Origin of the sequence: Stenotrophomonas sp. SY1, assembly GCF_021202945.1 — a bacterium.
Lineage (GTDB): Bacteria > Pseudomonadota > Gammaproteobacteria > Xanthomonadales > Xanthomonadaceae > Stenotrophomonas.
This window is the reverse complement of record NZ_JAJOYR010000002.1, coordinates 106,321-130,195: the sequence shown is the minus strand read 5'-3', so window position 1 is coordinate 130,195 and position 23,875 is coordinate 106,321. Positions and strand designations below refer to the sequence as shown.

The 23,875-nt window shown below is 65.5% G+C and carries 24 protein-coding genes; 10 read left to right on the top strand and 14 right to left on the bottom strand.

Annotation, left to right across the window (positions count from 1 at the left end; translation table 11 throughout):
- Genes LR961_RS12145 through LR961_RS12130 form a run of 4 tightly spaced genes read right to left on the bottom strand, consistent with a single transcriptional unit; the run spans position 1 to position 1,523 of the window.
- On the bottom strand, positions 1-183 hold the full coding sequence (locus tag LR961_RS12145) for a DUF4177 domain-containing protein (RefSeq protein WP_232149550.1): 183 nt from the start codon (positions 181-183) through the stop codon (positions 1-3).
- Positions 180-359 (bottom strand): Arc family DNA binding domain-containing protein, encoded by a 180-nt coding sequence (locus tag LR961_RS12140; protein WP_232149549.1) that lies wholly within the window; start codon positions 357-359, stop codon positions 180-182. The genes LR961_RS12145 and LR961_RS12140 overlap by 4 nt, the downstream gene beginning before the upstream one ends.
- A complete protein-coding gene (locus LR961_RS12135) occupies positions 356-631 on the bottom strand; it encodes a hypothetical protein (RefSeq protein WP_232149547.1) in 276 nt (91 codons plus the stop codon). Before LR961_RS12135 ends, LR961_RS12140 begins: the two co-directional genes overlap by 4 nt.
- A gap of 10 nt (positions 632-641) precedes the next feature.
- A complete protein-coding gene (locus LR961_RS12130) occupies positions 642-1,523 on the bottom strand; it encodes an SPFH domain-containing protein (protein WP_232149546.1) in 882 nt (293 codons plus the stop codon).
- Positions 1,524-1,857: 334 nt separating this feature from the next.
- On the opposite strand from LR961_RS12130, the gene purT reads away from it, so the two are divergent.
- Positions 1,858-3,042, top strand: coding sequence for a formate-dependent phosphoribosylglycinamide formyltransferase (purT, locus tag LR961_RS12125; RefSeq protein WP_232149544.1), 1,185 nt, complete (start codon positions 1,858-1,860; stop codon positions 3,040-3,042).
- A gap of 261 nt (positions 3,043-3,303) precedes the next feature.
- On the opposite strand, the gene LR961_RS12120 is transcribed toward purT, so the two are convergent.
- Together LR961_RS12120 and LR961_RS12115 are read right to left on the bottom strand one after the other, a co-directional pair.
- On the bottom strand, positions 3,304-4,518 hold the full coding sequence (locus LR961_RS12120) for an endonuclease/exonuclease/phosphatase family protein (protein WP_232149543.1): 1,215 nt from the start codon (positions 4,516-4,518) through the stop codon (positions 3,304-3,306).
- A 28-nt stretch (positions 4,519-4,546) separates the two neighbouring features.
- Positions 4,547-5,302: an arginyltransferase gene (locus LR961_RS12115; protein WP_232149542.1), complete on the bottom strand. Its 756-nt coding sequence runs from the start codon at positions 5,300-5,302 to the stop codon at positions 4,547-4,549.
- A gap of 150 nt (positions 5,303-5,452) precedes the next feature.
- Between LR961_RS12115 and LR961_RS12110 the strand changes: the two genes are divergently transcribed.
- Complete coding sequence (locus LR961_RS12110; protein ID WP_232149541.1) at positions 5,453-6,034, top strand: hypothetical protein; 582 nt, start codon at positions 5,453-5,455, stop codon at positions 6,032-6,034.
- Between the two features lie 278 nt (positions 6,035-6,312).
- Here LR961_RS12110 and LR961_RS12105 read toward each other — a convergent pair whose 3' ends face one another.
- The 4 genes from LR961_RS12105 to LR961_RS12090 all read right to left on the bottom strand — a co-directional run bounded on the left by LR961_RS12105 (position 6,313) and on the right by LR961_RS12090 (position 9,865).
- Positions 6,313-7,521 (bottom strand): sigma-70 family RNA polymerase sigma factor, encoded by a 1,209-nt coding sequence (locus tag LR961_RS12105; protein ID WP_232149540.1) that lies wholly within the window; start codon positions 7,519-7,521, stop codon positions 6,313-6,315.
- 58 nt (positions 7,522-7,579) lie between these two features.
- Positions 7,580-8,107, bottom strand: coding sequence for a DUF2007 domain-containing protein (locus LR961_RS12100; RefSeq protein WP_232149539.1), 528 nt, complete (start codon positions 8,105-8,107; stop codon positions 7,580-7,582).
- Between the two features lie 3 nt (positions 8,108-8,110).
- A complete protein-coding gene (gene tesB, locus LR961_RS12095; RefSeq protein WP_232149538.1) occupies positions 8,111-9,007 on the bottom strand; it encodes an acyl-CoA thioesterase II in 897 nt (298 codons plus the stop codon).
- 75 nt (positions 9,008-9,082) lie between these two features.
- Positions 9,083-9,865 (bottom strand): enoyl-CoA hydratase/isomerase family protein, encoded by a 783-nt coding sequence (locus tag LR961_RS12090; protein WP_232149537.1) that lies wholly within the window; start codon positions 9,863-9,865, stop codon positions 9,083-9,085.
- Positions 9,866-9,902: 37 nt separating this feature from the next.
- On the opposite strand from LR961_RS12090, the gene LR961_RS12085 reads away from it, so the two are divergent.
- A complete protein-coding gene (locus LR961_RS12085) occupies positions 9,903-10,355 on the top strand; it encodes a copper chaperone PCu(A)C (protein WP_232149535.1) in 453 nt (150 codons plus the stop codon).
- Positions 10,356-10,369: 14 nt separating this feature from the next.
- Here the strand turns inward: LR961_RS12085 and LR961_RS12080 are convergent, their stop codons facing one another.
- A complete protein-coding gene (locus LR961_RS12080) occupies positions 10,370-11,275 on the bottom strand; it encodes an AraC family transcriptional regulator (protein ID WP_232149532.1) in 906 nt (301 codons plus the stop codon).
- Positions 11,276-11,396: 121 nt separating this feature from the next.
- On the opposite strand from LR961_RS12080, the gene LR961_RS12075 reads away from it, so the two are divergent.
- Positions 11,397-11,930 (top strand): peroxidase-related enzyme, encoded by a 534-nt coding sequence (locus LR961_RS12075; RefSeq protein ID WP_232149531.1) that lies wholly within the window; start codon positions 11,397-11,399, stop codon positions 11,928-11,930.
- 314 nt (positions 11,931-12,244) lie between these two features.
- Here the strand turns inward: LR961_RS12075 and LR961_RS12070 are convergent, their stop codons facing one another.
- Together LR961_RS12070 and uvrA are read right to left on the bottom strand one after the other, a co-directional pair.
- Positions 12,245-12,652 carry a thioesterase family protein gene (locus LR961_RS12070; protein ID WP_232149528.1) on the bottom strand — a complete coding sequence of 136 codons (408 nt, stop codon included), beginning with the start codon at positions 12,650-12,652 and terminating at the stop codon, positions 12,245-12,247.
- Positions 12,649-15,612, bottom strand: a complete 2,964-nt coding sequence (gene uvrA, locus LR961_RS12065) for an excinuclease ABC subunit UvrA (protein ID WP_232149525.1) — start codon at positions 15,610-15,612, stop codon at positions 12,649-12,651. The genes LR961_RS12070 and uvrA overlap by 4 nt, the downstream gene beginning before the upstream one ends.
- A gap of 279 nt (positions 15,613-15,891) precedes the next feature.
- Between uvrA and rplU the strand changes: the two genes are divergently transcribed.
- From rplU to obgE, 3 genes are all read left to right on the top strand, one after another.
- A complete protein-coding gene (gene rplU, locus LR961_RS12060; RefSeq protein WP_132864516.1) occupies positions 15,892-16,200 on the top strand; it encodes a 50S ribosomal protein L21 in 309 nt (102 codons plus the stop codon).
- Between the two features lie 17 nt (positions 16,201-16,217).
- Entirely contained in the window at positions 16,218-16,478 is a 261-nt protein-coding gene (gene rpmA, locus LR961_RS12055; protein ID WP_232149523.1) for a 50S ribosomal protein L27, read from the top strand.
- A 185-nt stretch (positions 16,479-16,663) separates the two neighbouring features.
- On the top strand, positions 16,664-17,719 hold the full coding sequence (obgE, locus tag LR961_RS12050; RefSeq protein WP_232149521.1) for a GTPase ObgE: 1,056 nt from the start codon (positions 16,664-16,666) through the stop codon (positions 17,717-17,719).
- Between the two features lie 213 nt (positions 17,720-17,932).
- Here the strand turns inward: obgE and rpsT are convergent, their stop codons facing one another.
- Positions 17,933-18,202 (bottom strand): 30S ribosomal protein S20, encoded by a 270-nt coding sequence (rpsT, locus tag LR961_RS12045; protein ID WP_057629708.1) that lies wholly within the window; start codon positions 18,200-18,202, stop codon positions 17,933-17,935.
- A 100-nt stretch (positions 18,203-18,302) separates the two neighbouring features.
- Between rpsT and murJ the strand changes: the two genes are divergently transcribed.
- The 3 genes from murJ to ileS all read left to right on the top strand — a co-directional run bounded on the left by murJ (position 18,303) and on the right by ileS (position 23,846).
- Positions 18,303-19,931, top strand: coding sequence for a murein biosynthesis integral membrane protein MurJ (gene murJ, locus LR961_RS12040; RefSeq protein WP_332311034.1), 1,629 nt, complete (start codon positions 18,303-18,305; stop codon positions 19,929-19,931).
- 84 nt (positions 19,932-20,015) lie between these two features.
- On the top strand, positions 20,016-21,008 hold the full coding sequence (locus LR961_RS12035; RefSeq protein WP_232149518.1) for a bifunctional riboflavin kinase/FAD synthetase: 993 nt from the start codon (positions 20,016-20,018) through the stop codon (positions 21,006-21,008).
- A gap of 6 nt (positions 21,009-21,014) precedes the next feature.
- Positions 21,015-23,846 carry an isoleucine--tRNA ligase gene (gene ileS / locus LR961_RS12030; RefSeq protein ID WP_232149516.1) on the top strand — a complete coding sequence of 944 codons (2,832 nt, stop codon included), beginning with the start codon at positions 21,015-21,017 and terminating at the stop codon, positions 23,844-23,846.
- Positions 23,847-23,875 lie beyond the last annotated feature (29 nt).

Sequence of the window (23,875 nt, the reverse complement as noted above, 5' to 3'; positions counted from 1 at the left end):
TCACTGCTCCTTCTTGAAGATCAGCACGGCCGGTGAGAGCTGCCCGTAATGCACCATGTTGACCAGCTCCCAGCCCAGGTTGCCCTGTTTGGTGAGCTCGGCCTGCAGTTTTTCCGGGTCGGGGCCGCCCTTGAGCAGTGACGGGGACATTTCGACGGTGAGGTACTGCCAGCGCTTGCTCATGGATCTTCCTTGTCATCCTGCGTGGGTTTGGGAAGACGCCCGGCCTTGCGCAGGGCGTCGCGGATCACGTACTCGATCTGTGCGTTGAGGCTGCGCAGTTCGTCATCGGCCCAGCGCTGGGCAGCCGCCAGTACTTCGGCGTTGATGCGCAGCGGGTAGGCCTTCTTCTCGCTCACTTGCGGGGTGCTCGATTACGCAGGTGCAGCACCAGCGACACGCCCAGTGCGTTGACCGCCACCACCAGCGCGATCACCACGCCGTAGGCGATGTTGCGGTTGTCGCCGGCCAGGTGCAGGGCGGTGGCACCGATGAACATGCACAGGGCGATCAGCGCCCAGCGCAGGCCCAGCCCGCGTGCGTGGGCGGTACCGGGGCGGCCGCTCCACACGGCAATGCACAGGGCGGGGATGCCGGTGGCGGCGATGATCAGGGGGGCAACAGCATTCACTTGGGTTTCCTCAGTACAACGAACCAGCGTTCACGATCGGCTGGGTGCCACGGTCCGAGCACAGCACGGTGAGCAGGTTGCTGACCATGTGTGCCTTGCGTTCCTCATCCAGATGGACGACTGCGTTCTTCTGCAGTTCCAGCAGGGCCATTTCGACCATGCCCACGGCGCCGGCGACGATCTGCGTGCGTGCGGCAATCACCGCGCTGGCCTGTTGGCGCTGCAACATGGCCTGGGCGATCTCCGGTGCATAGGCCAGGTGGCTGATGCGCGCGTCGAGCACCTGCACGCCGGCATCGGCCAGGCGTTCTGCCAGTTCGTCCTTCAGGTGCTGGGAGATCTCGGCGGCGTGGCTGCGCAGGGCGAGTTGGCCTTCGGTGTGCTGGTCGTACGGGTAGCTGGTGGCCATCGCGCGCAGCGCCGATTCGGATTGGATGTGCACGAAGCTTTCGTAGTCATCGACGTTGTAGACCGCCTCGGAAGCATCGACCACCTGCCAGACGATGACCGCGGCGATCTCGATCGGCGAGCCGTCCAGTTCGTTGACCTTGAGCTTGCCGCTTTCGAAGTTGCGCACGCGCTGGCTGACCTTGCGCTTGGTGAAGAACGGGTTGTTCCAGCGCAGGCCGTTGTCCTTGACCGTGCCCACGTACTTGCCGAACAGGCTGATCACGGCCGCCTGGTTGGGCTGGACCATGTACAGGCCGCAGCTGAGGAAGATGCCGATGGTTACCAGGATGATGCCGCTGAGAACCAGCAGCCCGCCGCCGCCCGTGCCGGACTTGGTCAGTATCACGGCGAAGATGATGGCCGCCGTGCCTGCCAGCATCAGGACTATCGTGCCGAGCAGGGTGGGAATGCCGGACAGGGAACCGATGGACTTCTCTTTCATGGCACATCTTCCGTGGTGGTTGGATGCGAAGATATCAAATTGATATCAATGTGCAAGTGCCGGGCGCGGGAGGTGGTGGGCAGGGCGGGGGCTTGGGCTTTCACCGTCATTCCCGCGCAGGCGGGAATCGCCTCCGCACTGTTCTCGTTCTTCGGCTCGATCTAGGCCGTTGGGCTTTTTTGAAGGCCAAAGTTGGGGCCAGAGCCAGTGCGATTCCCGCCTGCGCGGGAGTGACGGCCGATTCCCCGTGCGCCGGATGGATCGCAAAAAAGCAAAGCCGGCGCCAGCTTCCCTAGAATGTGCATCCTCTTTAGCGCCTGTCCGGAACTGCCTGATGATCACCCTCGGTACCCCGCTGTCCCCGTCCGCCACCCGCGTCCTGCTGCTCGGTTCGGGCGAGCTGGGCAAGGAAGTGGCCATCGAGCTGCAACGTTTCGGGGTGGAAGTGATTGCCGCCGATCGCTATGCGAACGCACCGGCGATGCAGGTGGCGCACCGCAGCCACGTCATCGACATGCTCGACCCGGCCGCGCTCAAGGCGCTGGTCGCGCAGGAGCAGCCGCACCTGGTGGTGCCGGAGATCGAGGCCATCCACACCGAAACCCTGGTGCAGCTGGAAGCCGAGCACGGCCTGCGGGTGATTCCGACCGCCCGCGCTGCGCGCCTGACCATGGACCGTGAAGGCATCCGCCGCCTGGCCGCGGAAACGCTGGGTCTGCCGACCTCGCCGTACCGTTTCGTCGATACCGAAGCCGAATACCGTGATGCCGTGGCTGCCATCGGCCTGCCGTGCGTGGTCAAGCCGGTGATGTCGTCCTCGGGCAAGGGCCAGAGCACGCTGCGCAGCGAAGCCGACATCGGCCCGGCATGGGAATACGCGCAGACCGGCGGCCGTGCCGGCGCAGGCCGTTGCATCGTCGAAGGCTTCATCGATTTCGATTACGAAATCACCCTGCTGACCGTGCGCCACGCTGCCGGCACCGACTTCTGCGACCCGGTTGGCCATCTGCAGAAGGATGGCGATTACCGCGAAAGCTGGCAGCCGCAGGCGATGTCGGCCAAGGCGCTGGAACGCGCGCAGGACGTGGCACGTGCCATCACCGATGACCTGGGCGGTTGGGGTCTGTTCGGGGTGGAGCTTTTCGTGAAGGGCGATGAGGTGTGGTTCAGCGAAGTGTCGCCGCGTCCGCACGATACCGGCCTGGTGACCCTCGTGTCGCAGGAGCTGAGCGAATTCGCGCTGCATGCGCGCGCCATCCTGGGGCTGCCGATTCCGCTGATCCGCCACAACGGCCCATCGGCCTCATGCGCGATGCTGGCGCAGGGCAACGGCGTGCCGTTCTTCAGCAACGTGGCCGAAGCACTGCTGCACCCGGATTCGGCGTTGCGCCTGTTCGGCAAGCCGGTGGTGCAGGGGCAGCGTCGCGTCGGCGTTACCTTGGCGCGTGCGGCGGATGTGGATCAGGCACGTGCGATCGCGCGTGATGCGGCGGCTGCGATCGGGATTGAGCTGCGTTGATGCGTAGGCTGGGATGTAATCCCTGCTGAGTTGAGTCGCAAAAGCAGAAGCAGAAGCCAAAGGCACCCCTCCCCAACCCTCCCCTTGGCTGCGCCAAAGGGAGGGAGCAGAAGCGGCCTTCGCGGTGAACTGAGATCAAGCAGAACCGCTCCCTCCCTTTGGCGCAGCCAAGGGGAGGGTTGGGGAGGGGGAGCTCCTGGCATCGCACCAAACAAAACGCCGGCTTTCGCCGGCGTTTTCCATCCATGCGGAACGCAACGCTCAGCGCACGTCCACCCAAACCAGATGATGGTCGCTGCCATCGGCGATCTTCGCCTCCGGGCTCTCATTGGCGGGCCAGAACACGCCACTGCCGATGTAGCTGAGTCCGGTCGAAGGCAGCACGTAGTCCAGCCGCATCGTGCCCGAACGCGGGCCGAAATCGCCGGTGGCATGCTGCGGTGCGCCGTGGCGGACCATGCCTTTCTCGGCGTAGGCCATACCGGTTTCCTCGGCGCCCTTGCTGCTCGGGGTCGGGTAACGCAGCACGCGCGGGTGTTCGAGCAGTTCGAGGATGCCCTCATGGCGGCCGTCGCCATCGGCGGGGTCGTTGTTGAGGTCGCCCATGATCACGAAGCGCGCATCGGCGGCCAAGCCACCGCAGCGGCCCTGGTCATCGCACAGCCAGGGTTTGTCGCCGCCGTCCAGGTATTCCTTCCACAACCGCAGTTCGTCGTGGTTGCGGGCGGCGTTGCGCTTTTCCTTGCCATCAAACACTGGCGGAGTGGGGTGCGAAGCCAGCACATGCACGGTGCCCTGCGGCGTGTTCACCGGGACGTCCCAGTGCGATTTGGATGACAGGCGCAGCTGCGACCACACCGTATCCGGCCAGAACGACTTGCCGGTGCTCGGTTCGATCGGTCGCAGGGCACCGGGCATCGCGCTCCACTTCAGCAGCTGGAAACTGCGCGCAGCCTTCTCGTCGATGGGGTATTTGGACAGCACCAACATGCCGTATTGGCCCGGATGCAGTCCGTAGCCCCAGGCGTCGTTGCCACGCTCGCGGCCCTTGCCGCCAACGCTGCCGTTGTTGTCCAGGTCCAGCCCGCTGGGCACGCCGGTGTTGACCGGTGCCAGGTAACGATAGGCGTAGTGCAGCGGCTCGCCGCCGCCGGGCTGGGCAACCTCCAGGTAGCGCTGCTGGAACAGGTCCGCGGCGCGATGGGCCTGGTCGAAATCAAATTCGTTGAGCAACACCAGGTCCGGGCGGACCTGCTGCAACACGGCGGCGATCTTGCGTGCGTGGGCGCTGTCGCCCTGCAGTTCGCGGATCAGGCCGCCTTCCTCTTCGGAGTACAGCGAAGTGTTGTAGGTCGCCAGGCGCAGTTGCGCAGGAGAGGGTTCGGGCATTGCGGAGGTCCGCTCGGTGGATTGTGCGCAGGCGCTGCACAGCAGGGCCACGGCGGCGATCAGGGCATGGGTTTTCATACCCGCCATTTTGCACGTCGCCGGTGTCAGTGGTTTGTCAGCGTTCGTCCAATAGGCCGTCGAAACCCTGCCAGTGATGGCCGTCGTAGGCTTCCAGCGGGTGGAAGCGGCGCTTGTAATCCATCTTGCGATGGCCGTGAATCCAGTAGCCCAGATACAGGTGCGGCAGACCCAGCCGCTGTGCCCAGGCGATCTGCTGGAGGATGCCGAACGTGCCCAGGCTGCGCTTGGCCTGGTCGGGGTCGAAGAAGGTGTACACGGCCGACAGCCCCAACGCAGTGAGGTCGGTCACGGCCACTGCAAGCAGCTGCCCGCGATGGCCATCGATGCCGCGCGTGCGTATCTCCATGAAGCGGCCATGCGACCAGTCGCCGACCAGGAACTGGTCGAACTCGTGCGGGCCGTGGTCGTCCATGCCGCCATTGGCGTGGCGGTGCTGCAGGTAGCGTTGGTAGAGCGCGAATTGTTCGTCGGTACGTTCGGCCGGCAGTACCCGGCACTCCAGGTCGGCATTACGGGCAAGGGTGCGGCGCTGGGTGCGGTCCGGGATGAAGCGCGCCACCGGAATGCGCACCGGCACGCAGGCCCGGCAGTTGATGCAATGCGGGCGGTAGACCAGGTTGCCCGAACGTCGAAACCCCCAGCCCAGCGCCATCGGGTACAGCTCGGCCAGGCGCTCGTCCTGCGGGTCGAGCACGAGGTCGCGCGCCTGCCGGTCGGGCCAGTAGCCGCAGGGGTGTTCGCCGGTCTGGAACAGGCGCAGTTCCTGGTTGGGGTCGCGATGCAAAGCCATGTCCGCAGCATAGCCTTCGTGGGTCTCAAAACATGCGCCTGTCCGCGTGATGAACGTGGCAGGTTCGGCGGTCAACGGACGTGACGGTGGTGCGTTGACCGTAGCGAGGACGCACTGTCGCGTCCGATCTTCCACCCTCGGAGACGCACAATGACCCGGCGTAAACCTCTGCTCCTGCTGGCCATGCTGTTGGCAACTTCGGCGACCGGCCTGGCCATCGCTGCCAGCCCCGCCAGCCCGAAGCCGACCGCACCGCGCATGGACAGCAACGGCGACGGCGTGATCGACCGCCAGGAAGCTGCATCGCATCCGCGCCTGGCCCAGCGTTTCGACGAACTGGACAAGAACAAGGACGGCAAGCTGGCGCGCGATGAAATGCCGGCCCCGCGTTTCGGTGATCGTCACGGCCGTGGCGGCCACGCTCACGGCGGTCATGGTGGCCGCGATGGCGGTCGTGATGGTGGCTTCATGCGCGGTATGGATACCGACAACGACGGCCGTATCAGTGCCGCCGAGCATCGCGCCCAGTTCGACCGCATGGACCTCAACAAGGACGGTTTCATCGACCAGGCTGACCGTCAGGCCCGTGCCGAGCAGCGCCGCGCCGAATGGTTTGCCAAGGCCGATACCGACAAGGATGGCAAGCTGAGCCAGGCCGAGCTGCACGCGGTCCGTGGCAAGGACGGCCCGCGTGGCCCGCGTGCGCCGATGCCGGCACCGGCCGCGAAGTAAGCCGGGAAAGGTGCCGCGGCTGTCCGGGGAAACCCGGTGGGCGTAGGAGCGGCGGATGCAGGCTGCCGAGGGCATGTAGGAGCGGCGTGAGCCGCGAAGCTGGCAATCCAGCAGCAGTGCAAAATGCCAGCAATTACGGATTTTTCCTGCACCAGCAGGCTACATCAGCTTCGCGGCTCACGCCGCTCCTACATTGCCTGTGACGCCCTCATGCACCCCCGCTGAAAACAGCGGGGGTGTTCTTTTAACTGGCTGGGCCGAACGCGGAGTTGGTTGCGTTACTTGTTCAGCAGCACAAACAACACCGTGGCGACCGTAAATGCGGTGGCGCTGACCATGGCGGTGCGGCCGAACATGCTGCGGTAAATCCAGGTCGGGCCGTTGCGCCCATGGCGGGCGGCGTCGCGGGCCAGCATCGGTGCCATTACCCTCGGCAGCGTGACCAGGTACAGATAGTTGAGGATGAGCATGCCGGCGCCGAGCACGCTCAGGCCCACGACCAGCTTCAGCTGCAGCGCCACCACTGCCAACGTGCTGCCGCAGAACAGCACGGTGATCAGGTTATGCAGGCGCAGGAAGCGGCGCAGGTCGCGTTGCTCATCGGCGGTTTCGGCATAGCGCAGCAGGTACAGGCTGGAAAACCACGCGGCGAGCATGCCGGTCCCGATGCCGGCGGCAATCAGCCACAGATCCAGTGGGTTGTGCATCAGCGTGTTTGCCACCGCACCCAGTGAGCCACCGGCCGCACCGCCGCCCACGGTGTTGGCACCCAGGCCGCCGGCGCCCAGCTTGCCGGCACCGGCCACGCTGGCGCTGCTGGCGATGGCGATCGCACTGGCCGTGGTCGGGGCCGCCAGCATCACCGCCGAGCTGACGATGGCAGCGAACGCGGTGCCGGGCGCGCTGGCGCGGGCGAACTCGCCAAAGCGCTTGAGCATTTCCTCGCGCACGCTGGCGCGGGCCCGCGACAGACGTTTGCGTACGGCCGCGTCACTGAGCCCCAGCAGCAGGGCGACCTGCTGCGAACTCTGGCCTTCGCGGTAGAACAGCAGCAGGGTTTCGCGGCTGTCCTCGGGCAACGCGGAAATGATCTCCTCGGCGGCCAGTTCTTCTTCCACCCGTGCCATTTCGTCGGCGCCGTCCAGGGCAGGGTCGGCCGCCATGCCGATGGCGATGTCCGCCGCTTCGCCACTCAATGGGCGGTTGCGGTTGGCGCGCAGCCAGTCGCGGGCGAGGTTGCGGGTGATCTGCCGCAGCCAGGGCAGGAAGCTGCTGGCGTTGTTGAGCCGGGTGAGCTGCTGCCAGGCCTTGATGAAGGCCTCCTGGGCGATGTCCTCGCTGGCCTGTACGTCGCGGGTGATCGCCAGGGCAATGGCCGTCACCGTGTTCTGGCAGGCCATCACGATGCGTCCGTAGGACTGCGCGCAGCCGTTGCGGGCGGCGGGCAGTTCGCGTTGCAGCATGGTTTCCAGCGTCGCGCTCGTCATCGGCAGTTCCCCAGGGGCATGCAAGACATGACGGGCGCGCTCGGCAGATGTGACCGACTTACTGTGCCGGTGCCGGTGCCGGTGCCGGAGGCGGAGGCGGTGTGCTGGGCTGGATGCGCACCCGGATTTCCTCGGGCTGTTCCGCGGCCGGCGCCGGTTGCGCCTGTTGCGCAGGCGGTGCAACGGCCTGGGTGGGCGCGCCGCGATGGCGCAGCATGATCACCAGCGCAACGCCGGCAATCACCAGCAGCAGCGCGATGCGGATGCGCCAGGCCCAACTGCGGCCACTGGCCTGCGCAGGGGCGTCGCGGAACGCGTACTCGGCGGTGGGGTGGTCGCGGCGGGTGGTGTCGAGCAGGCGCGCATCACGCAGGATTTCACGCGCACGCGGCTGGTCGTCGGCATGCACCACCCAGACCGATGGCTGGTTGGTGCCGTCGTTCTTGTCGAGATAGCTGAACTGGCCACGGCGCTTGCTGCGGTACGAACGGCCATTGGTGACGCGTACCTCGATGCCGGCATCGCGCAGCATCTGCGCCACGCCTTCGGCATTCTCAACGCGCTGGCTGCTGAAGATCTTGCGCATGGTTCAGCCCTTGCTCGTGTCGGTGTCGTCCGGGGTCACCCGGATCAGGCCTTCCTGCGCGGTGCTGGCCACCAGCACGCCATCGCGGGTGTAGAACTGGCCGCGCGCCAGCCCGCGCGAATCCTGTGCGCTGGGGCTGTCCAATGAGTACAGCAGCCAGTCGTCCACGCGGAACGGGCGGTGGAACCAGATGGCGTGATCCAGCGAGGCCATCTGCACATGCGGCTGGTAGTAGCTGATGCCGTGCGGGAAGGTTGCCGTGCCCAGCAGGTGGAAGTCGGAGGCGTAGGCCAGCAGCGCCTGGTGCAGTTCCGGTGCGTCGCCGACCTTCTCGTTCAGACGCAGCCACACCTGGTGGTAGGGCGGGCGCTTGGGCGGGTTGAGTTCGTCGCGCGGATAGACATGGCGGAACTCGAACGGGCCGCCGCGCGAGAGCCAGCGCTGCACTTTCACCGGGAGCCGCTCCAGCACATCGGCCGGCAGCGGGCGGTTGGGTTCGATGTCTTCGGGCTGCGGCACCTCGGGCATCTTGTGCTGGTGCTCGGCGCCGTGTTCGGCCTGCTGGAACGAGGCCGCGCAGAAGAAGATCACCTTGCCGTGCTGGATCGCGGTGACCCGGCGTACCGAGAAACTGCCGCCGTCGCGGGTGCGGTCGACGTCGTAGATGATCGGGTGGTCGATGTTGCCGGCGCGCAGGAAGTAGGCGTGCAGCGAATGCACATGTCGGCCGTTGCCGATGGTGGCCTGGGCGGCGGCCAGCGCCTGGCCCAGCACCTGGCCACCAAACACGTACTTGGTGCCGATGTCGCGGCTCTGGCCGCGGAACAGGTTGTCCTCCAGCCGCTCCAGCGACAACAGGTCAATCAGTTCGGTTACGACGGGTTCGGCATTGGCGGACAAGACGGCGGCCTTCGATTCGACAGGCCGCGATTATAGCGGGCGGCGCGTGTGCGCCCGCCCGCTGCCCGGTACGGATCAGCTCTTGCCCAGGCGGGCGACCAGGGCCTGCAGTGCGGCCTGCGCATCGGGCGAGAACCAGCTTTCGACAAAACGGTCGAGCTGGATGTGCTCCGGCTGCATGGCCTCGTGCAGGTCGGCGCGGGCGATGGCACGGGTCTGCAGCATCGGCTGGCGCGGCAGCTTCAACTGCGCCTGCATCCACGCCACGGCGTGTTCGACGACCTGCGTGGCGCCGTCGGCCAGTTCATCGACCAGGCCGATGTCCAGTGCTCGCTCGGCGGTGACCAGCTGACCGCCGGCCAGCAGCACGGCGGCACGGTGGGTGCCGACCACGCGCCGCATCAGGCGCTGGATGCCCTCCGGGGCGACCAGGCCAACCTGCACTTCATTCAGGCCGATCACGTAGGGCTTGGCCGGATCGACGCTGCGGGCCATCACCCGGTAGTCGCAGCACAGCGCCAGCACGCAACCGCCGGCCGGGGAATGACCGGTCAGCGCGGCCACCACCGGGATGCGGCTTTCGGCCAGCGTGCGCGCGGCGCCGAAGAATGCCTGCCAGCTGTCCAGCAGCTTGTGCTTGTCCTGGCCATGGCGCAGCAGGTACGGCACGTCCATGCCACCGGTGAAGATGCGCTCGCTGCCGGACAGCACGATGCCGTGCACATCGTCGGTCATGGCCTGGTTGAGCGCGGTGATCAGCGCGCGGCACAGCTCGGTGTCCAGTGCGTTGACCGGCGGGCGTGCCAGGCGCAGCTCGCGGATGGGGCCATGGTTGATCACTTCAATAAGCGTGGTCATGCTGCGATTTCTCGTACGGCAGGGAGTCGTGGTCTCGATGATAACCAAACCATTCGTGGGCGTACTGCTGGCCATGTGTGCCTTCCCGGCCGCTGCCGAGGTAGCGGCGCCGGCCTGTGTGACCCTCACTGACGGCTGGGTCCGCTTGCTGCCGATGGCCATGCCGATGGCGGCCGGGTACGCGCGGCTGCGCAATGATTGCCGCGATGAAATCGTTGTCGTGGCAGCGGGCAGCCGGGCGTTTGGCGGAGTGTCGCTGCACGAAACTACCTTGAACCAGGGTGTCAGCCGGATGCGCGAGGTGGCGCGGTTGCCGATAGCCGCAGGTGCTTCGGTCGAGCTCAAGCCCGGTGGCTTGCACCTGATGCTGATGCAGCCGCAGGTGCAGCTCAAGGAAGGCGCGCAGCTGCCGCTGCGATTGAGCCTGGAAGATGGCCGGCGCGTGGACGGCACGTTGCAGGTGCGGCGTGACGCACCGGCGCGGCCGTAGCGCCAGCCAGCGGTTCAGTGCGTGGAATCGGTTTGAAGCAGTTGCGTGTCGTCATCGCGCGTGGCGGCCAGCTTGAGCCAGTCGCGCGGTGACACGCCTGCCTTCGCGGTGAATGCCCGCGACAGGGCAGAAGCGTTGGCATAGCCCAGTTCGTCGGCAAGCAGTTTGATCGGCCTGCCAAGGCGCAAGCCGCGCTGGGCCAGGGCGATGCGCCAGTCGCTCAGATAGTCCGCCGGTGTCTGTCCCACCCGTTCGCGGAACGCATTGGCGAAGGCCGTGCGCGACATGCCCGCGCGCTCGGCCATGCGGCTGAGCGTCCATGGTTCGCCCGGAAGATCGTGCATGGCGACCAGCGCGCGTGCCAGTCGTGGGTCGGACAAACCGGTGATGAAGCCGGGCCGGATGCCAGCTTCCTGTGGATGATCAAGCAGCCATCGCAGCAACTGGATCAGCACCACTTCGAACAGCCGGTCGGCCAGCAGCCGCTGCCCGCAGCGTGCCTGGTCGGTCTCCGCGAACAGGAGTTCGAGCGCCATCTCCAATCCGGGTATCCGCGTCAGCGGAAGCGCGATGAGCGAGGGCAGGCCGCGCACCAGTGGATGCGAGACGCCGTCATCGAAATCGATCCGCGCGCAGGTGAAATCAGCGCCTTCGCGCGGTGGGTTGTGGAAGCGATGGGTGAGCGGACGGGGATAGAACAGCAGCGTGGGCACTTCGAAGTGCATCGTGGCCGGCAGGTCGCGGTGGCCTGGATGACTCACCTCCAACTGCCCGCGGCGCAGGACGTGCAGGTAGCCGTGACCTTGCCCGGCATCGAAGGCGGTGAGCCCGCACAGCGGCCCGGAGTGATGCAACTGCGCCTGGAAGCGGAAGTTCTCCAGGATGCCGGCCAGCCGATCAATGGGGGGATGGGTGCTCATTTGTATCAATTGGTTCATTTGATGTACGAATCGTATCAAATGGTTCGTTGTGGCGAGGGAAACTGGCTTCACGGGCAACGCAGCCCGATTCGCTTCATCCCCTCACGATCAGGAGATCACCATGTCCCGCGTCAGCCTCCAATCCCAAACCGCTCCCGCTGCCAGCCAACCGTTGCTGGCCCAGATCCATCAAGCCTTCGGCGCCACGCCGAACATGTTCAAGGCCGTTGCCAATTCACCGGCGGCGCTGCAGAGCATGTGGGCTGCCTTCGGTGCCCTGGGCAAGGGCACGCTGGGCGCGCGTCTCGGCGAGCAGATCGCCGTGGCCATCGCCAACCGCAATCGTTGCGAATACTGCCTCGCAGCGCACACCGTCCTCGGCCAGAACGCCGGTGCTTCCGCCGATGAAATGGCGGCTGCGCAGGGCGGGCAGTCCGACGACGCCCGCACCGCTGCCGCACTGGCGTTCGCGTTGAAGGTGGTGGAGCAACGTGCACAGGTTGGTGATGCCGATGTCGCGCAGCTGCGTGCTGCCGGCTTTGACGATGGGCAGGTCGTGGAAATCCTGGCCCATGTCGCGCTCAACCTGTTCACCAACTACATCAACGTGGCACTGGATGTGCCGGTGGATTTTCCGAAGGTGGCGTTGAAGTAAGCGGGGTTGAGTTGGCTGGTTTGCCAGGAGCTGCCCCTCTCCCCAACCCCCGCTTTGCGCCCCGGCCCTTGCGCTGGCGCAAGGGCGTTCGATGGGCAACGAACCGGTGGTTCGTAGGCTGCCCCTCTCACCCCGCAAGGGGAGAGGGGCTCAGTCTGCTTCGAGTTGAAGCATTGCTTGCGACCTCAGCTTTCAAAGCCCCTCTCCCCTTGCGGGAGAGGGGTTGGGGAGAGGGGGCGCTTCTGCGCTTCAGCCGGAAAAAGAAAGCCGCCCTAAAGGGCGGCTTTCTTCATTCCAGCAATGCACGCAGCAGCTCAGCTCGAAGCGTTCCGCACCGCTTCCGGCAATGGCGCGCTCTTGCCGGTCTGCGTATCCATCCACACGACGACCACATTGCCGTCGGAGTACAGCGTGCCGGGGTCCTTCTGATCGACGATGCGATGGCCGATGGTCACGCTGCTGTTGCCCAGGCGTTCGACGAACAGCTCCACCACGATGTCGTTGGGCCACACGATCGGCAGGCGGTAGTTGATGTTGGTGTTGGCCACCACCGGCGCGATCCGGTCACTCATCGACACGCCTTCCACACCCAGCATCCAGCGCACGCGCGCTTCTTCCAGATAGGACACGTACTTGGCGTTGTTGACGTGGCCCATCGAGTCCATGTCGCGCCAGCGCACGCTGATCGGCACGCGGGCCAGTTGCTTGTGTTCGGTGCTCATTGCGAAGCCTTCTTCTTGCTGGTGGTGGCGGCCTTCTTGGTGGCCGTCTTCTTGGCGGGCTTTTCCTTGCGCGGCGGACGCGCGTCGGGCTTGTTGGCCACGGCGGCAGGGCGCTCGGGGCGCGCGCTGGTGGAGGGCAGCATCTTGGCCAGGAACTGGCCGGTGTACGAATCCGGATGCGCGGCCACATCTTCCGGCGTGCCGGTGACCAGGATGGTGCCACCGCGATGGCCACCTTCCGGACCCAGATCGACGATCCAGTCGGCGGTCTTGATCACGTCCAGGTTGTGCTCGATCACCACCACCGTGTTGCCTTCGTCGCGCAGCTTGTGCAGCACGCCGAGCAGCGCTTCGATGTCGTGGAAATGCAGGCCGGTGGTCGGCTCGTCGAGGATGTACAGGGTGCGGCCGGTATCGCGGCGCGACAGTTCCTTGGACAACTTCACGCGCTGCGCTTCACCACCGGACAGCGTGGTCGCGCTCTGGCCCAGCTTGATGTAGCTCAGGCCCACGTCGACCAGCGTTTCCAGCTTGCGTGCGATCGATGGCACCGGCTCGAACAGGCGCAACGCATCTTCGACCGTCATCTCCAGCACGTCGTTGATGTTGTAACCCTTGTAGAGGATCTCCAGCGTCTCGCGGTTGTAGCGCTTGCCGTGGCAGACGTCACAGGGCACGTACACGTCCGGCAGGAAGTGCATTTCCACCTTGATCAAGCCATCGCCCTGGCAGGCTTCGCAACGGCCGCCACGCACGTTGAAGCTGAAGCGGCCCGGCGAATAACCACGCGCACGCGCTTCGGGCACCTGTGCGTAGAGTTCGCGCAACGGCGTGAACAGGCCGGTGTAGGTGGCCGGGTTCGAGCGCGGCGTGCGCCCGATCGGCGACTGGTCGATATCCACCACCTTGTCGAACAGGTCCAGCCCGTCCACCGTCTTGTACGGCGCGATCGGGTGCGAAGCACCGTTGATTTCGTTGGCGGCCAGGGTGAACAGCGTGTCGTTGATCAGCGTCGACTTGCCCGAGCCGGATACGCCGGTCACACAGGTCAGCAGGCCGGCCGGCACATCCAGGTCGACATTCTTCAGGTTGTTGCCGCTGGCGCCGCGCAGGTGCAGCGTCATCTTCGGGTTGGGCTTGTGGCGCCGCGCCGGAATCTCGATCGCGCGCTTGCCCGACAGGTACTGGCCGGTCAGCGAGCGCGGTGCGTCGAGGATGTCCTGCAGAGTTCCCTGGCCGACGATCTCGCCACCGTGCACACCGGCACCGGGGCCGATATCCAGCACGTAGTCGGCCAGCCGGATCGCGTCCTCGTCATGTTCGACCACGATCACCGTGTTGCCCAGGTCACGCAGGCGGGTGAGGGTGCCGAGCAGGCGCTCGTTGTCGCGCTGGTGCAGGCCGATGGAGGGCTCGTCGAGCACGTACATCACGCCGACCAGGCCGGCGCCGATCTGCGATGCCAGGCGGATGCGCTGCGCCTCGCCACCGGACAGGGTGTCGGCCTTGCGTTCCAGGGTGAGGTAATCCAGGCCCACGTCGACCAGGAAACCCAGTCGTTCGCCGATTTCCTTGACGATCTTGGTCGCGATTTCACCGCGCCAGCCGGGCAGGGACAGCGTGCCGAAGAAGCGCTTGGCTTCATCGATGGGCATCACCGCGATTTCCGGCAGCGGCCGGTCGGCGACGAACACGTTGCGTGCGGCCTTGTTCAAGCGCGCGCCCTTGCACTCCGGGCACGGCCGCGCGCTGATGTACTTGGCCAGCTCTTCGCGCACCGCCGGCGATTCGGTTTCGCGGTAACGGCGTTCGAGGTTCGGAATGATGCCTTCGAAGCGATGCTTGCGCTGGCTGCGGCCACCGGCCTCGGTGAAGTAGGTGAAGGTCACCTGCTCCTCGCCACTGCCGTACAGCACCGCCTTCTGCACATGCTCGGGCAGCGATTGCCACGGCGCATCCACGTCGAACTTGTAGTGCTTGGCCAGCGAGGCGATCAGTTGGAAGTAATACGCGTTGCGACGGTCCCAGCCGCGCACCGCACCTGCGGCCAGCGACAGCTCCGGGTGGATCACCACGCGCGAAGGGTCGAAGAATTCGGCCATGCCCAGGCCGTCACAACCGGGGCAGGCGCCGACCGGTGAGTTGAACGAGAACAGGCGCGGTTCCAGCTCCGGCAGCGCGTAATCGCACACCGGGCAGGAATACTTGGACGAGAACAGATGCGCTTCGGCATCGGTGCCATCCAGGCTCTGTACCGAGGCCATGCCGTCGCCCAGCTTGAGCGCGGTTTCAAAGCTTTCGGCCAGGCGCTGCTTGATGTCCTCGCGCGGGCGGAAGCGGTCGATCACCGCTTCGATCGTGTGCTTCTGGCGCAGCGCCAGCGGCGGCACCGCATCGATTTCGTGCAGTTCCCCATCCACCCGCACGCGCACGAAACCCTGCGCGCGCAGCTGGTCGAACACCTGCACGTGCTCACCCTTGCGCTCGCGGATTACCGGCGCCAGCAGCATGTAGCGCTGCTCCGGGTCGAGCGCGAGCACCTGGTCGACCATCTGGCTGACCGTCTGCGCTTCCAACGGGTAGCCGTGGTCCGGGCAGCACGGGCTGCCGACGCGGGCGTAGAGCAGGCGCAGGTAGTCGTAGATCTCGGTGATGGTGCCCACGGTCGAGCGCGGGTTGTGCGAGGTGGACTTCTGCTCGATCGAGATGGCCGGGGACAGGCCTTCGATGTGGTCCAGGTCCGGCTTTTCCATCACGCTGAGGAACTGGCGTGCATAGGCCGACAGCGACTCGACGTAGCGGCGCTGGCCTTCGGCATAGATGGTGTCGAACGCCAGCGAGGACTTGCCCGAACCGGACAGGCCGGTGATCACGATCAGTTTGTCGCGGGGCAGGTCGAGGTCGATGTTCTTGAGGTTGTGCGTCCGCGCACCGCGGATGCGGATGAAATCCATCGCCATGGGAGATCCGGTTTTGACCGCCACCGGCTGGCCGGGGGCAGAAGAGGGGGGCGTAGCTGACGGCAATCAATCAGCCTAGCGGCCTTGTGATTTGGGGGCAATTGCCGCAATTGCCAGTCGGGCAACGGAGCTGAACCCCGGATGCAGGTCTTTGTTCAGGCAGAGATTTCCGAGCAAGGGGTGGGTTGACCCGGACTTGGTCCTGTCGGTAAAATCCCGCTTCTGTCCGCCCTCGATGGCGGGCACGGCGACCACAATAACTACAGAGGAAGTCTGGTCATGTATGCAGTTCTGGTAACTGGCGGTAAGCAGTACCGCGTCGCGCAGGGTGAAACCCTTCGCGTTGAAAAGCTCGAAGTCGAAGCTGGCAGCGAGATCAAGTTCGACAACATCCTGATGCTCGGCGATGCCGACGGCATCAAGCTGGGTGATGCGCTGAAGGGCGCTTCGGTGACCGCCAAGGTTGTGGCCCACGGCCGCGCCGACAAGGTCCGGATCATCAAGTTCCGTCGCCGTAAGCACCACATGAAGCGTCAGGGTCACCGTCAGTACTACACCGAAATCCAAATCACCGGCATCGCCGGCTAAGCAAAGGAGAATCCGTCATGGCACATAAAAAGGGCGTAGGCTCCTCGCGCAACGGTCGCGATTCCAACCCGAAGTACCTGGGCGTCAAGATCTTCGGTGGCCAGGCCATCGAAGCTGGCAACATCATCGTGCGTCAGCGCGGCACCCAGTTCCACCCGGGCGCAGGCGTCGGCCTGGGCCGCGACCACACGCTGTTCGCGCTGGTCGATGGCAAGGTTGAGTTCTCGGTGAAGGGCGCCAACAAGCGCCGCACCGTCAGCGTGGTGACGGAAGTCTGATTCCGCACGCGCAGGCGCCCACGCCCAGCGTGGGCAGCTGACGAAAGCCCCGCTTCGGCGGGGTTTTTCGTTGGCGGCAGAAATGAAGCAGCGGGTTTTCGGGCCCGTTTTCCCTGGCAGCGCCAGGGCCGTTAGACTTTGCGGTCGGGCAATTCGCCTGCCGCCATCAGTGGGCAACCAGAATCATGAAACTTGTAGACGAAGCGGAGATCCAGGTCATCGCTGGCAACGGCGGTAACGGCTGCATCGGCTTTCGCCGAGAGAAGTTCATCCCGCTGGGTGGCCCGGATGGTGGTGACGGTGGCAATGGCGGCAGCGTGTGGATCCGCGCCGACGAGAACCTGAACACCCTGGTCGACTTCCGCCATGACCGCATCTTCAAGGCGCAGCGCGGCGAGAACGGCATGGGCCGGCAGGCCTACGGCAAGGGTGGCGAAGACCTGGTCATCACCGTGCCGGTCGGCACCGTGATCATCAACGTGGCCACCGACGAGGTGATCGGCGACCTGACCCAGCACGGCGACCGCCTGCTGGTGGCCAAGGGCGGCCGTGGCGGCCTGGGCAACATGCACTTCAAGAGCTCCACCAACCGCGCGCCGCGCCAGGCGCTGCCGGGCGAGGAGGGCGAGGAGCGCCTGCTCAAGCTGGAGCTGAAGCTGCTGGCCGACGTCGGCCTGCTGGGCTTCCCCAATGCCGGCAAGAGCACCCTGATTCGCGCGGTCTCGGCGGCGACGCCGAAGGTGGCCGATTACCCGTTCACCACGCTGTACCCGAACCTGGGTGTGGTGAAGGTGGAGAACTACCGCAGCTTCGTGATTGCCGACATTCCGGGCCTGATCGAGGGTGCGGCCGACGGCGCTGGCCTTGGTGCGCAGTTCCTGCGCCACCTGCAGCGCACCCGCCTGTTGCTGCACCTCGTGGACATCTCGCCGATGGAAGGGGGCGTGGAGGGCATCTCGCCGATCGAGCAGGTGCGCGCCATCGAGCGCGAGCTGGGCAAGCATGATCCGGAGCTGCTGGAGAAGCCGCGCTGGCTGGTGCTGAACAAGGCCGACCTGATGTTCGAGGACGAGGCGAAGGCCGCGGCCGAGCAGGTGGTCAAGGAGCTTGGCTGGACCGGCCCGTGGTACCTGGTGTCGGCGCTAGGCCGTGAGGGAACCTGGCCGATCATGAAGGACATCATGGCCTTCTTCGATCAGCAGAAGATCCTCGAGGCCGAGGAGCGCCACGCGCAGGGCTGAGGAATTCTCGGCATCTTCAGAAAGGCGCCGTTTTCCCAATGGGGAGGCGGCGTTTTTTGTGCCGATCATCCGGTGGTGCCGGGCCGCGCTCGGCAGGTGCTTCTCCGGATGGGCTTCAGCGGGGCGTGGTTCCGATCTGCGGGCAACAAAAAACCCGGCACGGGGCCGGGCTTTTCATGCCGGGAGCCTTGTGGCTCCTGGTGATCGCGCGAATCAGGCGGCCTTGATGGCCTTGATGCGGGCGGTCAGGCGGCTCTTGTGACGCGCAGCCTTGTTCTTGTGAATCAGGCCACGGGCGCTGAAACGGTCGAGGATCGGCTGGGCGACGGCAAAGGCAGCCTCGGCGCCAGCGGCGTCGTTGGCGTCCAGAGCCTTGATCACCTTCTTGACGGCGGTGCGCAGCATCGAACGCTGAGCCGTGTTACGCGCGTTGCGCACAACGGTCTGCTTGGCGCGCTTCTTGGCGGACTTGATATTGGCCACAGTGGTGGTTTCCTGAAAATCGATGTGGTGGGAACAGCAAGCTCACAAGTATGATGGCAGACCAAATGAACGTCAAGTCAAGTTGTCAAGGGGGAGTCGCGTGAGCGGCCGGTTACTGAAATCCACGGCTGTATTCAGCGCGATGACCTTCCTTTCCCGCATCAGTGGCTTGGTGCGGGACCAAGTGTACGCGCAGGTCTTTGGTGCGAGTGCGGCGATGGATGCTTTCGTCGTTGCATTCAGGATTCCAAACTTCATGCGCCGGCTTTCGGCTGAAGGCTCGTTTTCCATGGCCTTCGTCCCGGTTCTGGCCGAATACAAGGCCAAGGGCGACCATGCCGCGGTCAAAGCGCTGGTAGACCGGGTGGCCGGGGTGCTGACGGCCTCGTTGCTGGTGGTTACCGGCCTGGCAATCGTGCTGGCGCCGTGGGTGATGCGGGTGTTTGCCCCCGGATTTGCACCGGGCAGCGAGCAGGCCGAGCTGGCCACCCTGATGCTGCAGATCACCTTTCCTTATGCGCTGTTCATCTCCCTAGCATCGCTGGCGGGCGGGATACTGAACAGCTACCAGCGCTTTGCCATCCCGGCGCTGTCGCCAATCCTGCTCAACCTTTCGATGATCGCCGCGGCGCTGTGCCTGGTGCCGCATATGAAGGCCTGGGGATATGAACCGGTGCTGGCACTGGCCTGGGGTGTGTTTGTGGCCGGCATTCTGCAACTGGTGTTCCAGTTGCCGTCCCTGGCCCGGCTGGGGCTGTTGCCGAGGCCGCGCCTGGATATCGCCCATGCTGGGGTCCGCAAGATCATGAAGCTGATGGTGCCGACCCTGTTCGGCTCCTCGGTGGCCCAGGTGAACCTTCTGTTCAACACCTTGGCGGCGTCGTTGTTGATGGGCGGCAGCGTGACCTGGCTGTACTACAGCGACCGCCTGTTGGAGTTTCCGTTGGGCATGTTCGGCGTGGCGATCGGTACGGTGATCCTGCCCCATCTGTCCAGCCGGCATGCTGCGGTTGATCCTGCGGGCTATTCCAAGGGGCTGGACTGGGGTTTCCGCCTCTGTCTGTTGATTGGTGTACCGGCCTGCCTTGGGCTGGTGCTGTGTGCCCAGCCGTTGCTGGCAACGTTGTTCCAGTACGGCCGCTTCTCCGAGCAGGACATGCGCATGAGCAGTCTGAGCCTGATGGCGCAGTCGCTGGCGGTGCCGGCGTTCCTGCTGGTGAAGGTGCTGGCACCCGCGTTCTATTCGCGGCAGGACACCCGTACGCCGGTGAAAGCGGCCCTGGCGTCCATTGCCATCAACATCATCTGCACGATCGCGCTGTTTGTCGGGCTGCTCTGGTTCACTCCCTTGGGGCAGTCGGCGATGGCGGCGGCCGGTGGTGACTGGTTGGAGGCGCTCAAGAAGGTGGAGGGCGCGCACGCCCTGCTGGCCCTGGCCATCGCGGTGGCGGGTTGGGCCAATGCATTGCAACTGTGGTGGTACCTGCGCCGGGCTCAGGTCTACCAGCTGCAGCCTGGCTGGGGGCGCTTCCTCCGGCAGTTGCTTGTTGCCAGCGTACTGATGATTGTAGTGGTGCTGGCACTGCGCCTGCACTGGGCTGATTGGACGCCGTGGACCTGGCTGGGGCGCAGTTGGCGCCTGGCGGTGCTGGTCGGGGCCGGGGGCGCGGTGTACGCCGCAGGCCTGCTGCTGATGGGTTACCGGCCGCGTGAACTACGCGGGCAGTAAGCCGATAGCGGGGCGGGCGCCGCTATACTGCCCGGCTACATACGACAGAACCGGCCCGTATGGGGTCGGATCAATCCGGATTGAATGAGCAGGCTTTTTAGAGACGTCGAAGGCGGGGTGTTGTTCCCGCAGGGAAGCGTGGTCTGCATCGGTGCTTTCGACGGCCTGCACCTGGGCCACCGGGCACTGGTGCGCCACGCGGTCGCGCGTGCCCGTGCGCTGGGGGTTCCGGCCGTGGCGCTGGCCTTCGAGCCGCTGCCGCGTGAGTTTTTTGCCAAGGACAACCCGCCGCCGCGCCTGATGCTGGCCCGCGACAAGGTCGCCGCGCTGCGTGAGCTGGACGTGGACAGCGTCGGCCTGCTGCGCTTCGACGCCAAGATGGCGGCCACCTCGGCCGAGGATTTCGTGCGCGACATGCTGGTCCGCCGGTTGGGCGCGCGCGAGGTCTGGATCGGCCCCAAATTCCATTTCGGCAACCGCCGGGGCGGTGATATCGCGTTGTTGCAGGCGATGGGGGCCGAGCTGGGCTTCGTCGCCGGCGAGATCCAGCCGATCCACCTGAACGGTGAACGCATCTCCAGCACCCGCATCCGCGAGCTGCTGGTGGCCGGCAACTTCGCCCATGCCGGCGAGCTGCTGGGGCGCCCGTACGCGATCGGTGGGCGGGTGGTACGCGGGCGGCAGCTGGGGCGGACGCTGGGTTTCCCGACGGCCAACTTGCGTTTCCCTAAAACACCCGCACTTTCTGGTATCTACGCCACGTGGGTGCATGGCGTTTTCGATCGACCATGGCCGTCGGTGTCGAGCTTTGGCACGCGTCCGACCGTCGATGGCGTGGAGCCGCTGCTGGAAGCGCATCTGTTTGATTTCCAGGGCGACCTGTACGGCCGTCATATCCAGGTCGAATTCGTCGCCAAGCTGCGCGATGAAGAAAAGTTCAACGATCTGCCTGCGTTGACCGAGCAGATGCACCGCGATGCCGAACTGGCGCGCCGCATCCTTGCCGATCATGCGAGCGCCTCGCAACCGTCCGCTCATCCGAGCGCGGACGCCTCACTAAACGCTGCACAACGGTAAATGCCCGTGACCCAAGACTACAAAGCCACTCTCCATCTGCCGGCAACGGAATTCCCGATGCGCGGCGACCTGCCCAAGCGCGAGCCGGGCATCCTGGCGCGTTGGGAAGAGCAGGGCATTTACACGCAGCTTCGCGAGAACGCCAAGGGGCGTCCGCTGTTCGTGCTGCACGATGGCCCGCCGTATGCCAACGGCCAGATCCACCTGGGCCATGCGGTCAACAAGATCCTCAAGGACATCATCGTCAAGTCACGTTACCTCGACGGCTTCGATGCGCCGTACGTGCCCGGCTGGGATTGCCATGGCCTGCCGATCGAAATCGCGGTGGAGAAGAAGTGGGGCAAGGTTGGCACCAAGCTCGACGCCGAACAGTTCCGCCAGAAATGCCGCGAGTACGCCGAGGAGCAGATCGACATCCAGCGTCGCGACTTCAAGCGCCTGGGTGTGATCGGCGATTGGGACAACCCCTACAAGACGCTGAGCTTCGACTTCGAAGCCAACGAAATCCGCGCGCTGGCCAAGGTCGTGGCCAACGGTCACCTGGTGCGTGGCGCCAAGCCGGTGCATTGGTGCTTTGACTGTGGCTCGGCGCTGGCCGAGGCCGAGATCGAGTACCAGGACAAGACGTCGCCGGCCGTTGACGTGGCCTATGCCGCGCGCGATTCCAAGGCGCTGGCGGCCAGCTTCGGCGTTGAGCTACCGGCCGGCGTGGAAGTGGCGGTGCCGATCTGGACCACCACGCCATGGACGCTGCCCGCTTCGCTGGCGGTGTCGCTGGGCGCGGACATCGAATACGCGCTGGTCGAAGGCCCGGCCCACAACGGCCAGCCGCGCTGGCTGGTGCTGGCCTCGGCGCTGGCCGAGCGCTCGCTGTCGCGCTACGGCGTGACCGGGCTGGTCGTGCATGGCCATGCCAAGGGTTCGGCGCTGGAAAACCAGCTGCTGGCGCATCCGTTCTATGGGGATCGCGACATCCCGCTGCTCAATGGCGAGCACGTGTCCGATGCCGACGGTACCGGTGCGGTGCATACCGCTCCCGGCCACGGCCAGGAGGACTTCGCGGTCAGCCAGCAGTACGGCGTGATGGACAAGTACAACGCCGGCCAGATCAACCCGATCGATGGTCGCGGCGTGTACCTGTCTTCGACCCCGGCTGCCGGTGACGTGGTGCTGGCGGGCCAGCACCTGTGGAAGGCGCAGCCGCAGATCGTCGACGTGCTGAAGGCCAGTGGCGCACTGCTGGCGTTCTTCGAGATCCAGCACAGCTACCCGCATTGCTGGCGACACAAGACGCCGGTGGTGTTCCGCGCGACGCCGCAGTGGTTCATTTCGATGGACAAGGCCGGCCTGCGCGATGACGCCATGCGCGCCATCGACAACGTCAGCTGGTTCCCGAGCTGGGGCAAGGCGCGTATCTCGAGCATGGTCGACGGCCGTCCGGACTGGTGCATCAGCCGCCAGCGCACTTGGGGCGTGCCGATCGCGCTGTTCACGCATCGCGAAACCGGCGAGCCGCACCCGCGCACCGTCGAGCTGATGCAGCAGGTGGCCGACCGCGTGGAGCAGGGCGGCATCGATGTCTGGTATTCGCTGGATGCGGCCGAACTGCTCGGCGATGAAGCTGCGCAGTACGAAAAGGTCACCGACATCCTGGATGTCTGGTTCGACTCCGGTGTCACCCATGAAGGCGTGCTTTTGGCGCGTGGCTTTGGCAAGCCCGCCGACCTGTACCTGGAAGGTTCGGATCAGCACCGCGGCTGGTTCCAGTCCTCGCTGCTGACCGGCGTGGCCATCGACAAGGCTGCGCCGTACAAGCAATGCCTGACCCACGGTTTCACCGTGGACGAGCATGGCCGCAAGATGTCCAAGTCGTTGGGCAACGGCATCGAGCCGCAGGACATCATGAACAAGCTGGGCGCGGACATCCTGCGCCTGTGGATTGCCTCGGCCGACTACAGCAATGAAATGTCGCTGTCGCAGGAAATCCTCAAGCGCAACGCCGATGCCTACCGTCGCCTGCGCAACACCGCGCGCTTCCTGCTGGGCAACCTGGACGGTTTCGACCCGGTCCAGCACCTGCGCCCGCTGGAAGACATGGTCGCGCTGGACCGCTGGATCGTGCATCGCGCCTTCGAGCTGCAGGAGAAGATCAAGGCCGCGTACGCCAACTACAACATGGCCGAGATCGTGCAGCTGCTGCTGAACTTCTGCAGCGTGGATCTGGGTTCGCTGTACCTGGACGTGACCAAGGACCGCCTGTACACGATGCCGGAAGATTCGCGCGGCCGCCGTTCGGCGCAGAGCGCGATGTACCGCATCGCCGAGGCGTTCGTGCGCTGGGTGGCACCGATCCTGACCTTCACCGCCGAAGAGTTGTGGGGCTACCTGCCGGGCGAGCGCGTGGACAACGTGCTGTTCACCACGTGGTACGACGGGCTGGCACCGTTGCCGGCCGATGCGCAGCTGTCCGCTGCCGACTTCGACCAGCTGCTGGCGCTGCGTGAGCAGGTGTCCAAGGTACTGGAGCCGATGCGTGCCAATGGCGCCATCGGTGCCGCACTGGAAGCGGAGATCACTGTCGCTGCGAGTGAGGAGCAGGCCGCACGTTGGCAGCCGCTGGCCGAGGAAATGCGTTTCCTGTTCATCAGTGGTGACGTGAGCGTGCGCCCGGCGACCACCGACGAGGTGTTCGTCAGCGCCCAGCCCACCGAAAAGGCCAAGTGCGTGCGCTGCTGGCATTACCGCGCCGATGTCGGCTCGGTGGCAGCGCATCCGGAGCTGTGCGGCCGTTGTGTCAGCAACATCGACGGTGCCGGCGAAGACCGGCGCTGGTTCTAAGGCCCGGAAACGGGTGAGGAGGCGTGGAG

Bases quoted from the DNA above. Each gene is read 5' to 3' on its own strand.
- purT (WP_232149544.1), top strand. From the start codon at position 1,858: ATGATCACCCTCGGTACCCCGCTGTCCCCGTCCGCCACCCGCGTCCTG.
- obgE (WP_232149521.1), top strand. From the start codon at position 16,664: ATGAAACTTGTAGACGAAGCGGAGATCCAGGTCATCGCTGGCAACGGC.
- LR961_RS12090 (WP_232149537.1), bottom strand. From the start codon at position 9,865: ATGACCACGCTTATTGAAGTGATCAACCATGGCCCCATCCGCGAGCTG.
- LR961_RS12035 (WP_232149518.1), top strand. From the start codon at position 20,016: ATGAGCAGGCTTTTTAGAGACGTCGAAGGCGGGGTGTTGTTCCCGCAG.
- LR961_RS12120 (WP_232149543.1), bottom strand. From the start codon at position 4,518: ATGGCGGGTATGAAAACCCATGCCCTGATCGCCGCCGTGGCCCTGCTG.
- rplU (WP_132864516.1), top strand. From the start codon at position 15,892: ATGTATGCAGTTCTGGTAACTGGCGGTAAGCAGTACCGCGTCGCGCAG.
- LR961_RS12115 (WP_232149542.1), bottom strand. From the start codon at position 5,302: ATGGCTTTGCATCGCGACCCCAACCAGGAACTGCGCCTGTTCCAGACC.
- LR961_RS12110 (WP_232149541.1), top strand. From the start codon at position 5,453: ATGACCCGGCGTAAACCTCTGCTCCTGCTGGCCATGCTGTTGGCAACT.
- uvrA (WP_232149525.1), bottom strand. From the start codon at position 15,612: ATGGCGATGGATTTCATCCGCATCCGCGGTGCGCGGACGCACAACCTC.
- LR961_RS12105 (WP_232149540.1), bottom strand. From the start codon at position 7,521: ATGACGAGCGCGACGCTGGAAACCATGCTGCAACGCGAACTGCCCGCC.
- LR961_RS12080 (WP_232149532.1), bottom strand. From the start codon at position 11,275: ATGAGCACCCATCCCCCCATTGATCGGCTGGCCGGCATCCTGGAGAAC.
- LR961_RS12130 (WP_232149546.1), bottom strand. From the start codon at position 1,523: ATGAAAGAGAAGTCCATCGGTTCCCTGTCCGGCATTCCCACCCTGCTC.
- LR961_RS12075 (WP_232149531.1), top strand. From the start codon at position 11,397: ATGTCCCGCGTCAGCCTCCAATCCCAAACCGCTCCCGCTGCCAGCCAA.
- LR961_RS12100 (WP_232149539.1), bottom strand. From the start codon at position 8,107: ATGCGCAAGATCTTCAGCAGCCAGCGCGTTGAGAATGCCGAAGGCGTG.
- LR961_RS12070 (WP_232149528.1), bottom strand. From the start codon at position 12,652: ATGAGCACCGAACACAAGCAACTGGCCCGCGTGCCGATCAGCGTGCGC.
- LR961_RS12085 (WP_232149535.1), top strand. From the start codon at position 9,903: ATGATAACCAAACCATTCGTGGGCGTACTGCTGGCCATGTGTGCCTTC.
- rpmA (WP_232149523.1), top strand. From the start codon at position 16,218: ATGGCACATAAAAAGGGCGTAGGCTCCTCGCGCAACGGTCGCGATTCC.
- LR961_RS12145 (WP_232149550.1), bottom strand. From the start codon at position 183: ATGAGCAAGCGCTGGCAGTACCTCACCGTCGAAATGTCCCCGTCACTG.